10 protein-coding genes are annotated in these 12946 nt (G+C 69.7%); 5 read left to right on the forward strand and 5 right to left on the reverse strand.

Going from position 1 to position 12946, the window contains the following annotated elements; genetic code table 11:
- Positions 1-312: 312 nt before the first annotated feature.
- On the forward strand, positions 313-1863 hold the full coding sequence (locus tag ABTZ89_RS25400; RefSeq protein ID WP_502949598.1) for an amidase: 1551 nt from the start codon (positions 313-315) through the stop codon (positions 1861-1863).
- Between the two features lie 53 nt (positions 1864-1916).
- Positions 1917-2561: a class I SAM-dependent methyltransferase gene (locus tag ABTZ89_RS25405; protein WP_351049009.1), complete on the forward strand. Its 645-nt coding sequence runs from the start codon at positions 1917-1919 to the stop codon at positions 2559-2561.
- Here the strand turns inward: ABTZ89_RS25405 and ABTZ89_RS25410 are convergent.
- From ABTZ89_RS25410 to ABTZ89_RS25420, 3 genes are all read right to left on the reverse strand, one after another.
- Positions 2545-3000 carry a PaaI family thioesterase gene (locus ABTZ89_RS25410; protein WP_270952242.1) on the reverse strand — a complete coding sequence of 152 codons (456 nt, stop codon included), beginning with the start codon at positions 2998-3000 and terminating at the stop codon, positions 2545-2547. The two genes, ABTZ89_RS25405 and ABTZ89_RS25410, sit on opposite strands and share 17 nt — an antisense overlap.
- Before the next feature lie 30 nt (positions 3001-3030).
- Positions 3031-4176 (reverse strand): M20 family metallopeptidase, encoded by a 1146-nt coding sequence (locus ABTZ89_RS25415; protein ID WP_351049013.1) that lies wholly within the window; start codon positions 4174-4176, stop codon positions 3031-3033.
- Between the two features lie 103 nt (positions 4177-4279).
- Positions 4280-5788 carry an AbgT family transporter gene (locus ABTZ89_RS25420; protein ID WP_351049032.1) on the reverse strand — a complete coding sequence of 503 codons (1509 nt, stop codon included), beginning with the start codon at positions 5786-5788 and terminating at the stop codon, positions 4280-4282.
- A 178-nt stretch (positions 5789-5966) separates the two neighbouring features.
- On the opposite strand from ABTZ89_RS25420, the gene ABTZ89_RS25425 reads away from it, so the two are divergent.
- On the forward strand, positions 5967-6983 hold the full coding sequence (locus ABTZ89_RS25425; protein WP_351049016.1) for an Lrp/AsnC ligand binding domain-containing protein: 1017 nt from the start codon (positions 5967-5969) through the stop codon (positions 6981-6983).
- A gap of 79 nt (positions 6984-7062) precedes the next feature.
- On the opposite strand, the gene ABTZ89_RS25430 is transcribed toward ABTZ89_RS25425, so the two are convergent.
- A complete protein-coding gene (locus tag ABTZ89_RS25430) occupies positions 7063-8133 on the reverse strand; it encodes a DUF418 domain-containing protein (RefSeq protein ID WP_351049019.1) in 1071 nt (356 codons plus the stop codon).
- A gap of 385 nt (positions 8134-8518) precedes the next feature.
- Here ABTZ89_RS25430 and ABTZ89_RS25435 point away from each other — a divergent pair, with 385 nt between their 5' ends.
- On the forward strand, positions 8519-9781 hold the full coding sequence (locus ABTZ89_RS25435) for a cytochrome P450 (protein WP_270952246.1): 1263 nt from the start codon (positions 8519-8521) through the stop codon (positions 9779-9781).
- Between the two features lie 6 nt (positions 9782-9787).
- Here the strand turns inward: ABTZ89_RS25435 and ABTZ89_RS25440 are convergent, their stop codons facing one another.
- Complete coding sequence (locus tag ABTZ89_RS25440; protein ID WP_351049023.1) at positions 9788-11128, reverse strand: DUF3100 domain-containing protein; 1341 nt, start codon at positions 11126-11128, stop codon at positions 9788-9790.
- Between the two features lie 230 nt (positions 11129-11358).
- Here ABTZ89_RS25440 and ABTZ89_RS25445 point away from each other — a divergent pair, with 230 nt between their 5' ends.
- Positions 11359-12822 (forward strand): chlorohydrolase family protein, encoded by a 1464-nt coding sequence (locus tag ABTZ89_RS25445; protein WP_351049026.1) that lies wholly within the window; start codon positions 11359-11361, stop codon positions 12820-12822.
- Positions 12823-12946 lie beyond the last annotated feature (124 nt).

The following is a 12946-nucleotide window of genomic DNA, read 5'->3' on the forward strand; positions in this document are numbered from 1 at the left end:
CCGCAAATTCAATGGAAATCGGACCTCCGATTTCCATTGAATTTGCGGAAGTTCTCCACACCGACGACGACCTGTCCACAGGTCTCGGCATGTCGTGGACCGACACACCGACCACGTGTCGGCCTGCGTCGAGCCAGATGCGTGGAGGTCGGCAGTGCGGAAGGCTTACCCGTTCGGGTTCCGTGTCGGGTGCAGTTTCAATTGAAACTGTGAAATCCACGCAGGGGGAAGCACAGTTTCGATTGAAACTGTGGATCAGCGGGGGTCGAAATTCGCTTGCACGGGTGATCTCTTCGTAGTCTGATGAGCCCCATGCGCAGGACTGGCGCGCTCGCGCTGATCATCGCTCTCACCGCAGGGACGTTCATGGGTGCAAATGACGTGCGGGAGGCCGAGGCGGCCCCGGCGCTCGGGATCGACCTCGACACCATCACCATTCCGCAGTTGCAGGAGCGGATGACCGACGGCTCGCTGACGTCGAGCGCGTTGACCAGCGCGTACCTGCACCGGATCCGCACCGTCGACCCGAAGATCAACTCGGTGCTGCGCACGAACCCGGAGGCGCCGGCGCAGGCGGCGGCCAGCGATGTCCGGCACCGGACCGGTCGGGTGCTCGGCCCGCTGGACGGAATCCCGGTGCTGCTCAAGGACAACGTGAACACCCGCGACATGCCGACCACCGCCGGCTCGCTGGCGCTGGCCGGTGCGCCACCGGACACCGACGCGACGCTGGTGACCCGGCTGCGCGACGCCGGCGCGGTGATCCTCGGCAAGACGAACCTCTCCGAGTGGGCCAACTTCCGCGCCGCCGCACCGACTTCCGGCTGGTCCGCCGTCGGCGGGCAGACCCGCAACCCGTACGTCCTCGACCGCAACCCCTGCGGTTCGTCGGCTGGTTCCGGCGCGGCGCTGGCCGCATCGTTGGCGCAGGTGGCGATCGGCACCGAGACCGACGGTTCGATCGTGTGCCCGGCCGGGATGAACGGCGTCGTCGGGCACAAGCCGAGCCTGGGCCTGGTCAGCCGCGCCGGGGTGGTGCCGATCTCGTCGGAGCAGGACACCGCCGGTCCCATGGCGCGCAACGTCATCGACGCCGCCCTGACCCTGGCCGTGCTGCAGGGGCCGGATCCGGCCGACCCGGCCACTTTCGCCGCCCCGCAGGTGACCGCGCAGGTCGGTGACCTGGCGGGCAAGCGCATCGGGCTGTGGCGGCTGCCGGAGCTCGGCCCGGAGGTCGACGCGGTGATGACCCGCGCGGCGGAGAAGTTCCGCGCGGCGGGCGCGGAGGTGGTCGAGGTGACCCCGCCCTACCAGGACCGGCTCGACGAGCTCGAATTCCCCGCGCTGCTCAGCGAATTCCACCGCGACATCGACGCCTACCTGGCGACTCGGGAAGGTCCGCAGGACCTCGCCGAGCTCATCGAGTTCAACCGCAGGCATCCGGAGGAGCAGACCTGCTTCGCCGGTCAGGAGCTCTTCGAGCAGGCCCTCACCGCGCCGCCGACCACCGATCCGCAGTACCAGGCGATGCGCGCGGAGCTGACGGACCTGGCCAAGCGCTCGATCGACGAGACCGTGGCCGAGCACCGATTGGACGCGATCGCCTCGCCGACCAACCCACCCGCCTGGATCACGGACTGCGCGCGCGGAGACGACGACGTCATCCCGTCCTCGACCCCGGCCGCGGTGGCGGGATACCCGTCGACCTCGGTACCGGCGGGATCCGTCGGCGAGCTCCCGGTGGGCCTGCTGCTGATGGCCGGTGACCAGCAGGACTCCGCCCTGCTGTCCCTCGCGGCAGCGGTCGAGCGGGAGTTGGCGGCCTGGCGCCCGCCGAAGTTCCTCCCCACGCAGGACCGCTGACCGGATTTCCCGCTGTGCGACCGGAACGGGACCTTCGCCGGTAACGTCGGGGCATGGGAGTCGATGGGGACCGCGCCCAGCGGTGGCGCGCTTACTGGGACCGATCCGCGAGCGGCTACGACAAGATGATGGGCCGTTTCGAGCGGTTCATGGCGCCGGGCAGCCGGAGGTGGGTGTGCTCCCGCGCGGAGGGCGAGGTCCTGGAGGTCGCCATCGGCACCGGCCTCAACATCCCCGCCTACCGCAGCGACGTCCGGCTGACCGGCATCGAGTGGAGCCCGCAGATGCTGGACCTCGCGCGGCAGCGCGCGAGGGACCTGGACGTGCCGGTCGACCTGCGCGAAGGGGATGCGCAGGACCTGCCGTTCCCGGACGCCACCTTCGACACCGTGGTGTGCACCTTCGGCCTGTGCGCGATTCCCGACGAGGAGCAGGCGATCACCGAGATGGCGCGGGTCCTGCGGCCGGGCGGGAAGCTCCTGCTGCTCGATCACGTGGAGAGCACGTCGTGGCCGGCGCGCCTCGTGCAGCGAGCAGCGGACCTGGTCGCTGTTCCGCTCGGCGGCGAGCACTTCCGCCGCCGCCCGCTGCCGCTGGTCCGCGCCGCCGGCCTGGAGCTGGAGGAAACAGACCGCTTCAAGCTCGGCATCGTCGAACGACTGTCAGCCCGGAAACCGGCCGTCAGCTCCCGGGAGTGAGGATCAGGCACGTGGTGGTGGCGTGGGCGATGAGCTTGCCCCTCTCGTCGAGGACCTTCCCCTCCGCTGTGGCTGTGCTGCGCCCGCCGTGGATGACGGTGCCTTCGGCGGTGAGCGTGCTGCCGTCGGTCTTCGCGGCTCGGATGTAGTTCACCTTGAGCTCCAAGGTGGTGTAGCTGACCCCGGCGGGCAGCGTGGTGTGCACCGCGCAGGACATCGCCGAGTCGAGCATGGTCGCCGCGATGCCGCCGTGGACGGTGCCCAGCGGGTTGGCGAAGTCCGGGCGCGTGTCCAGGGACAGGACGATGCGGCCGTGCTCGACCTCGTCGAACCGGATGCCGAGGAGCCGGCCGATGGACGGGATGTCGGTGGGCCGTTCGGCCTGCACCCAGCGCATCAGTTCGAGGCCGGACAGGGCGGCGAGTTCTGCGGGCAACACGGGGATCTCCTCGCTGCTGGGCGGTTCCGGTCAGAAGTTGCGGAGGCTGCTGATCAGGGATGCGAGGGTGGCGATCTGGCCGGGGCACTCGCTCGGGATCACGTGCTCGTCGCGGGCGTGGGGGCCGGAGCCGACCGCGCCGAGGCCGTCGAGGACCGGTTTGTCCAGCGCTGACACGAAGTTCGCGTCGCTCACGCCACCGACCGACGTGCCCTCCAGCACCCGGCCGTGCTCCTGCGCCGCCGCCTGGGCGTGCGCGAACAGCTTCTCCGAGAGCGGGTTCGGGTTCATCGGCGGGCGGTTCCACTCGCCGGTGAGTTCCACCCGGATGCGGTCGTCGGCCACCGCCAGCTCGCGGAAACCGGCGTCGATGCGGGCCATCTCGGCCGGGTCCTGGATGCGGATGTCGATCTCGCAGGTCGCCCGGCCGGCCACCACGTTGCGACCGGTGCCGCCGTTGATCAGCCCGACGTTGATCGTGGTGCCGCGCTCCGGATCCGCCAGCCCGGTGATCGCCGGGATCAGCTCCGCGATGGCGTGGATGGCGCTGGCGCCCGCCGTCGGGTCGAGGCCGGCGTGCGACTCGACACCGTGCACCGCCAGGTCGAACAGGCCCATGCCCTTGCGGCGGATCTTGGCCATCCCCTCGCGGCTCGCCTCCAGCACGAGCGTCGCGGTCACCTCGGTGCACGCCCGCTCGATGTGCTCGCGCGACGCGAGGCTGCCGATCTCCTCGTCACCGGTGAGCAGGAACCGCACCGACGGGTGCGGGACGTCCAGCTCGCGCAGCAGGCGCAGCGCCCACACGCCGTGCACGATGCCCGCCTTCATGTCCAGGCAGCCGGGCGCGGTGACGCGGTCGCCGTCGACGGTGAAGGGCCAGTCCGCGAGCGTGCCGATCGGCCACACCGTGTCGTAGTGGCACAGCAGCAGGACTGTTCCGTCGGCGGTGCCGCGGTAGGTGACGTCGAGGACGTCGCCGCGGTCGCCGCCGTCGTGGCGCTGCCGGGCGGCCGGTTCACCGAGGCGTTCGGTGAGCCACTGCTCGATGTCGGCGAGCCCGGCGTCCAGGGCCTGCTTGTCGCTGCTGGGGGTTTCGTGCTCCACCAGCCGCCGCAGGTCGGCGAGCACCTCCGGAAGCTCCTGCTCGGCCCGCGCCACCAGCTTCGTCGTCACAACTCACCTCTCAGGACCTCCGCCGCCCGACGTGTCGTGCGGCAGCTTTGTCTGCAACTGCCAGGACATTCCGCTACTCGCGCAAGACGAGTGCGGTGGCTCGTCAGCGCACCGGGGCGCCTGGGCCCAACGGGATGCCGAGGGCCCACCAGGCCATGAAGAAGAGCGTCCAGGTGACCAGGACCGCGAAGGAGATCGGCAGCGTCATCGACATCAGGGTGCCGATGCCGGCTTCCTTGCGGTAGCGCTGCAGCATTCCCAGCGCCATCGCGAAGTACGGGCTCATCGGGGTGATCAGGTTGGTCGCCGAGTCCGCGATCCGGTAGACCGCCTGCGTCGTCTCCGGGCTCACGTCGAGCAGCATCAGCATCGGCACCACGATCGGCCCGACCAGCGCCCACTGCGCGGAACCGCTGGTGATCACCATGTTGATGCAGGTGACCAGCACGATCAGGCCGAGGAACAGCACCAGCGGGTGCACGTTCGCCGACTTCAGCAGCGCCGCACCGTGGATGGCGAGCACCTCGCCCATGTGGGTCCACTTGAAGAACGCCAGGAACTGCGAGGCCGCGAAGAACAGCACCACCACCGGGGCCAGGTCGATCACGCCCTTGGCCATCGCGGCGGGGATCTCGCGGGCGGTGGACAGGCTGCCGGTCGTGCGGCCGTACACCGCGCCGGTCAGCAGGAAGACCGCTCCGAGCAGGTAGGCGACGCCGGTGATGAGCGGCGAGTTGAGGATTCCGCTGTCCTCGCCGCGGAACGGCGAGCCGGACGGCGCCAGCGCCACCACCAGCAGCACCAGCACGGCCAGCAGGGTGAGACCGGCGTTGCGCAGGCCGCGCCGTTCCACCGCGCTGAGCTGCATCTCGCCGAGCTGCTCGTCCAGTCCGTCGCCGTCGGCGTGCATGCTCTCGGTGCGCTTGGTGAGCACGAACTCGGTGACCAGCGTGATCACCACGGCCAGGAAGAGCGCCGAGCCGATCGAGAAGAAGTAGTTGGCCAGCGGCGTGACCACGTAGTTCGGGTCGATGAAGTGGGCCGCGGAGGTGGTCAGCCCGGCCAGGATCGCGTCGGTCGGGGTGAGCAGCAGCGAGGCGTTGTACCCGGCGGAGATCGAGCCGAACGCGACCACCAGACCCAGGATCGGGCTGCGGCCGACGGCCTTGAACACCAGCGCACCCAGCGGGATCAGCACCACGTACGCGGCGTCGGAGGCGACGCTGCCGCTGATGCCGACCAGCGCGACGACGAACGTCAGGTACTTCGCAGGCACGCGGGTGACGCTGCCGCGCAGCATCGCGTTGAGCATGCCGCTCTGCTCGGCGACCGAGACGCCCAGCATCACGGTGATGATCAGCGCCAGCGGCGGGAACTTGGCGAAGTTCTCCACCGCGTCGCCGAAGATCGTGCTCATCCCGTCGGCGGTCAGCAGGCTCTTGACCTCGATGGTCTTGCCGTCCACCGGGGACACCGCGGAAGCGCCGAGGGCGTTGAGCACCGCGCTGAGCGCGATCACCAGGAGCGCCATCAGCGTGAACAGCCAGAACGGGTGGGGCAGCTTGTTCCCGAAGCGTTCGACGCCGCGCAGGAAGCCCAGCAGCAGCGACATCGACCGGGTGGGACGCGCGTTCTCCGTGTTGGTCAACCGAGCTCCTAGTGATCCGATCCGGCCACCTGGGCCGATGGCGGCCATTGAAATCGGGCATGGAGCAATCTGTCAATAGCGAACGTTGTGGTGGTGTATCTATTCGGTTAAGGAGCGAAGGATGGGCGTACTATCACTGGTTGTGAATGGCGACTTCGCGTTGGACGACCTCGACCTGGACCTGGTCTCCGCGTTGCAGGAGGCGCCGCGCGCGCCGATCAACGCGCTGGCCGATGCGGTGGGCAGCTCGCCGACCACCGTGGGACGGCGGTTGCAGCGCATGCACGCCGAGCAGGTGCTGCGGGTGATCGGCCAGCTGGACTGGACGCTGGTCTCCGACACCCACCCCCGGCACGTCTGGATCACCACCGCGCCCGGTCGCCTGCAGGACGTCGCCCGCCAGGTCGCCGAGATCCCCGAAGCCCAGTACGTCGCGATGGCCACCGGACGCGCCGACGTGTACTGCACCGTCCGGCCGTTGGGGCGGGATTCGGTGAAGGACCTGCTGACCCAGCGCCTCCCGTCGGTGCCGGGCGTGGTGTCGACCCAGTCCGACCTGGTGCTCAAGCCGTTCGGCCGGGCCGAGGCCTGGCGCATCGATCGCCTCGACGCTGCCCAGCGCGCCGTCCTCGACCCGTACCGCATCGAGGCGCAGGAATCGGTTGCGCCGCAAGCACTTTCCGGTCAGGAGTGGGAGGCGACCCGGCTGCTGCACGCCGATGCGCGGCTGACGTCGAGCGACCTGTCCCGGGCGCTGGGCGTCAGCCAGTCCACCGCGCACCGGCTGATCGCCGGGCTCCTGGAGCGGCAGGTCGTCCGCCCCCGCGTGGAGGTGGAGCCCGGGTTGCTGGGCTTCCACCTCGAGGTGGCGCTGTCTCTGTCGACCGAGCCCGGCTCGACCGAGGAGGTCGGGCAGGCGTTGGGGCGGCACCCGTCCGCCCGCTACGTCTCGATGGTGGCGGGCAACGCGACGGTGATCCACCAGGGCGTGTTCCGCGGTGAGGAGCACCTCGCCGACTTCCTGTCCCACGACCTGGCCGCGCTGCCCGGCATCCGCTCGGTGGAGGTCTCGGTCGTGCTGGACGTCCTGCGCCGCTACTGGATCAACCGCTCCGGGAACCGGCTGGGGCAGGGCGGTTTCCCGCTCAACCCCCGGTGAGCACCTCGGTGCTGAATCGCTTTGAACCGCAACGGGATCTGATGTCGTCGTTGGGTGAGTCCGGCACCGCGGTCTTCCCTCACCTGGCCGATGGTCGGGGCTTGCGGAACGGGACGATGCTCCACCAGGTCGCGCAGCGCCAGACCCACTCCATCGGGCCGTACTGGAAGCGGGCCAGCCACCAGCGGCTCCAGAGGATCTGGACCAGGGTGATCCCGGCGGCCAGCACGAAGAGCAACCCCCACTCGGCGGAGTCGTACATGCCGAGCAGGCTGCCGAACGCGATGGTCAGCAGCGTCGCGGTGACGTAGTTCGTCAGCGCCATCTTCCCGAGCGGTTCGAGGACCGGGGACAGCACTCGGCGGGCCGGGGTGCGCAGCAGCAGGAGCAGGCCGGTGGAGTAGGCGATCGCCATGAACAGGCCGGCCGCCGAAGGCACGGAGCTGGCCCACGCCGTCTCCAGGTCCATCGGCCACTGCATCGCCAGGAACACGACCGAGGCGGCGGTGGAGATCCCGAACGCAGCGGCGATCTGCTTGCCGCGCTCCTGCAGCGTGGCGAAGACCCCGGACTGCGCGAGCCCGAACCCGGCCAGCAGCAGCCCCGGGACCAGCATTATGCCGCCGCTGCCGAGCGCGAGGACCGCGGTGATCATGGCGGCACCGATCGGGAGGTTGGCCCACCACGGCAGGAAGCTCATCGGCAGCAGCACGAGAAGCCCGAAGATCGCGTAGGGCAGCAGCGCCTCACCTGGCTGCAGGAGCTGGTGCAGCGCACCGAAGCCGGCGAGCACCAGCAGGCGGCGCAGGAGCACGACCCGAGGACGGGCCGTGCGCTGTCCCGCGCCGGCCAGGAAGATCCCGAACCCGACGCCGAACAGCAGCGAGAAGATGGGGAAGAACCGCTCCTGGACGAACAGGTCGAACGCGTGCGGTACTGGCAGCTCCGCGAAGTCGGCGGTCCTGGTCAGGCGCAAGATCGGTGGGATGTTGACCAGGAGGATCCCGCACAGCGCGAGGCCTCGGAGCGCGTCGAGCTCGCCGATGCGCCGGCTGCCGGACGTGGCGGGCAGCCGGACAGTGGGCGCCTCGGGAATGCGGACCGTCGGTGCGTCGACCGGAGCGTGGGAGTTGGAGATCGGGAAGTTCACGCAATCGATTCTGGCCGGGCCGCACCGCGCTGCAACACGACTCATCGGCTCGCCGGCATCGGTCGATCGGCCGGGCTTCGGTACGCGCGTACTCGGCCGATCGACCGAGACGATCTGGCTCATCGGTCGGTATCCGCCGCGTCCCGCGAGGGCGTCCGAGCGTGCGCCGGCCGCATCCTTTCGTTGCGCTGCCTGGGATTTCGCGCCGCTGGTGCGAAGTGGACTGCTCCGAGCTCCGAATATTGCACTTGGCAGCGATCGATCAGGGCGAGGTAGAGTAGCGGGCCACCGCGTCGATCATCGACACAGCGCGGAACCGCCGATCCGGCCGGGGAACCGGGGGCGGTTGATTCGGAACGCCAAAGTTCGATGGGGGTTTGTCACAGTGGGACGCCTTCGGTCCACGATCACCGGGTTGTTCGCTCGGTTATACCTCGCGCGCGCCCGCCGGAAGGGGCTGAGCTCGGTCCTGCCGGCGGCCGCGCTGATGCCGCTGCAGCGGACCGGACTCGACCCCGTCCCAGCGCTGGGCGAGGTCCGCGAGCGGGAGCCGATCAGCCGCTTGGACCTGCCGTTCGCGGCCAACGTCTGGCTGGTCACCGGCTACGACGAGGCGAAGGCGGTGCTCGGCGACGCGGGGCGGTTCAGCAACGACTTCACCAACCTCGTCGGGTACGCGGGCGTCACCGCCGAGGACAACCCCGGTGGTCTCGGGTTCACCGATCCGCCGGCGCACACCCGGCTGCGGCGCCTGCTGACGCCCGAGTTCACCATGCGGCGGCTGGCCCGGTTGACCCCGGAGATCGAGGCGATCGTGCAGGAGCGGCTGGACGTGATGGCGGCGGCGGACCAGCCGGTCGACCTGGTGACCGAGTTCGCGGTGCCGATCCCGTCGCTGGTGATCAGCGAGCTGCTCGGCGTTCCCTACGGCGACCGCGAGGAGTTCCAGCAGCTCAGCGTGGCGCGGTTCGACGTCTTCGACGGCGTGGGTGCGTCGCTGGGTGCGATGTCGCAGTCGATGGAGTACCTGCACGGCGTCGTGCGCAGGCAGCGCGAGGAGCCTGGGGAGGGGCTGCTGGGCGCGCTGATCCGGGACCACGGCGACGAGGTCAGCGACCGGGAGCTGGCCGAACTCGCCGACGGCGTGCTCACCGGCGGCTTCGAGACCACGGCGAGCATGCTCGCGCTGGGCGCGCTGGTGCTGCTCGAGGACCGGGAACTGCTGGAGCGAGTCCGCGACGACGACGAGGTGGTGCCAGGTCTGGTCGAGGAGCTGCTGCGCTACCTCACCGTCGTGCAGGTGGCGTTCCCCCGGTTCGCCCGAGAGGACGTCGAGGTCGCCGGGGTCCGGATCGAGCGGGGCGACGTCGTGCTGTGCTCGTTGAGCGGTGCGGACCGGGACGACGTGCTCGGGCCGGGGATGGAGGCCTTCGACGCCGATCGTCGGCCGACGTCCCACCTGGCCTTCGGGCACGGCCTGCACCGCTGCATCGGTGCCGAGCTGGCCCGCATGGAGCTGCGCGCGGCCTACCCGGCGCTGGTGCGCCGGTTCCCGGACATCCGGCTGGCGGTGCCCGCCGCGGAGCTGGAGTTCCGGAAGGCCTCGATCGTCTACGGCCTGGATTCCCTGCCCGTGCACGTCAAATGACCCGGTTCAGAGGTGCAGCGCGAACTGGCCGAGCGCTGCGGCTGCGAGGAAGGAGGAGGTGTAGGTGACCAGCGCGACCAGCACGACTTTCCAGCTGAGCTGCTTCAGCGCCTGAGCGTCACGGCCCAGCGTGAGCCCGATGAGCGCCAGCCCCGGCAGGCCGATCAGCATCACGTCCAGGTTCTCCATCAGGTGGGAGATCCAGGCGCCGGTCGGCAGGAAGTTGGCCGACAGCAGGGTTCCGATGCCGAGCACGAACACGCTGCCCGGGATCATGGGCAGCAGCTTCCCGAGCGCCACTGCGATGCGGACGATCACGAGCAGCACGACGACGCCGATCACGTCCTCGACCCGGAACGACCACGTGCCGAGCGCGCTGCTGAGCAGCCCGACCGCTCCGACGACGAGGTAGCTCAGCAGCTCGACGAGCGGGGTGACCCGAGCGACGGGGTCGTGCGCGACTTCCAGCACCGTTTCCTCGGCGGATTCGGCGGCGGTCTCCTTCGTCTTGGCGTGGACGCGCTGGCCGTTGTCGTCGCGGCCGAACAGGCGGCTCCAGAAGGAGTAGAGGCGGCGGCACAGCGGCAGCGCGAGGAATACCCCGGAGTAGAAGCCGACGATGTTCGTGACGAGGTTGGACAGCGCGGCCAGCGCAGCGATCTCGGCGGCCTGGTCCGGGTAGAGCAGCGACAGGGCGCCGACACCGCCGAGCATCATCGACCCGGACCCCAGGCCGAGGCCGAGCGCGAGCGCCAGCGGGTGGAGGATGCCCAGGCTGCCGGTGAACCCGGCCAGCAGCGAGATGTAGAGCGCGCCGAAGACCGTGCCGACCAGCCAGACCGAGAAGACACCGCGGTATTCCGGGGAGCGGACGCCGAAGCGCTCGATGGCGAAGGCCAGGTACGACTCGCGGTCGATGGACCAGGTGGCGCCGATCGAGGCACGTCCGATGCCCAGCACCACCGCGACCGGCAGCGCGATGACCACCGTGCCGAAGATGTGCCCGATCTCCTGCAGCAGGATCGCCGGGCCCAGGTTCTGGAACTTCGCCAGCGAGGGCCCGATCTCGGTGCCGAGCTTGGCCAGGAACAGCAGGATGCTGATCTCCAGCAGCACGGTGGACACCGCGCGGGTGGCGCCGGAGACCGGGCGCCAGCGCTGGACGCCGATCGCCGCGCCGATCAGCACCGCCCAGATGATCGGGAACAGCGCGATGGCGGCGGGGCCGAGGTCGAACTTGTGCTTGCCGATCAGCACTGCGACGACGGAGACGGCGGTGGCCAGCGCGATCGAGGTCGCCCAGTGGGCCCGGGTGATCTTCGCGGGCGCTTCGGTGCCTTGGTCCATGGCATCCTCCGGCGGTGTGACCAATTCGGTATACCGGCGGGAGCGTAGCGGGTTGCTGCAGAAGTGTGGTTGACATTCGCAAATACTTGTCTATACATGCTTCTCAACCGGACATTTCGCGATTCAGCGCACGCCGCCGCGGATCGACCGCGCTTCGATGGATAAGAATTTGGTATGCCAAATGGTAGGGTCGGTGCCGCGGGCGAAGGTCCTGCCGGAGGAGGTTCTCGATGCGCACTCGTTGGCGCGCCAGCCACGTCCTCGCCCACCAGGACGGGCACCACGCGCTGCTGCGCGGTGGTGAGGTCGTCTGGGAGGACGAGGTCATCGTCCACGTCGGACAGCACTACGACGGCCACGTGGACGCCGACGTGGATCTGGGCGACTCCCTGGTGCTGCCGGGGCTGATCGACCTCGACGCGCTCACCGACATCGACCACCTGGTGCTCGACTCGTGGACAACCCCCGAGCGCGCCGACGGGCTCCAGTGGTCGCTGGACTACTTCCAGAACCGCCGCCGCGACGTGTTCACCCCGCAGGAGCGGGCAACGATCCGCGAGTACGCCCTGGTGCAGCTGGCCCTGCACGGCATCACCACCTACATGCCGATCGCCTCGGAGATCCACAGCTCGTGGGCCGAACCGTTCGACGAGCTGGTCGGCATGGCGGAGACCTCGCGCCGGATCGGCCTGCGCGGCTACCTCGGTCCGGCGTACCGCTCGGGCGTCAACGTCGCGCCGCCGGGAGGCGGGCGCGACGTGGCTTTCGACGAGGAGCGCGGCCGGGAAGGCCTGCGCGACGCGGTCCGGTTCCTGGACCACGCCGCCGAGCTGTCCGACCCGCTGGTCACCGGTGTTCTCCTGCCGTGCCGGATCGAGACGCTCACCGAACAGCTCATGCGCGAAACCGCCGACATCGCACGGCAGCGAGACGTCCTCGTGCGCCTGCACAGCCTGCAAGGCCTGTTGGAGCGGGAACTCGTGCAGCGGCAGCACGGCGCCACGCCGCTGGAGATGCTGGACCGCACCGGCCTGCTCGGAACCCGACTGCTCGTCCCGCACGGCCTGGTGGTCGACCGGCATCCCCAGGTGCACGGCGAGGACCGCGGCGACCTGGCGACGCTGGCCGAAGCCGGGGTGTCGATCGTGCACTGCCCGCAGACGTCCCTGCGCTACGGGGCGGTGCTGCGGTCCTTCGGCGCGTACAAGCAGGCCGGGATCAACCTGTGCCTGGGCACGGATTCCTTCCCGCCGGACCTGATCCGCGGCATGGACCTCGGCGTGCACATCGCCAAGGTCCTGGACGGCCGGATGGACGCCGCTCCCGCTGAGGACTACCTCGACGCGGCGACCCTCGGCGGTGCACGAGCTCTCGGGCGCAGCGACCTCGGCCGACTGGAACCCGGTGCGCAGGCGGACCTGGTGGCCTTCCGCATCGACGACATCCGCGACGGCGTCCTCGACGACCCGGTGCGAACGTTCCTGCTCAACGGGACCGCCCGCCAGGCAACGCATTCGGTGGTCGCGGGCAACCCGGTGCTCTCGGACTCCCAGATCCCCGGCGTCGACCTAGAAGACCTCCGCGCCCGGGCCCAGGGGCTCTTCGAGAAGATGCGCGCCGCCTACTCCGAGCGAGACCTCCTCCGCCGTCCGGCTGCGGAGCTGTTCCCGCCCACCTACCCGGATTTCACCTGATCCACTTCGTGAGTGGCGATGGCCGCAAGAGCGACCATCGCCACTCGCACCCCGGCCCGTGGAACCGCAGTTTCAATTGAAACTGCGAATCGCCGTGGGTGGAGTCCGCAGTTTCAATTGAAAC

The sequence above is a fragment of the Saccharopolyspora sp. NPDC002686 genome (genome assembly GCF_040295745.1).
GTDB classification, from domain to species: domain Bacteria; phylum Actinomycetota; class Actinomycetes; order Mycobacteriales; family Pseudonocardiaceae; genus Saccharopolyspora; species Saccharopolyspora oryzae.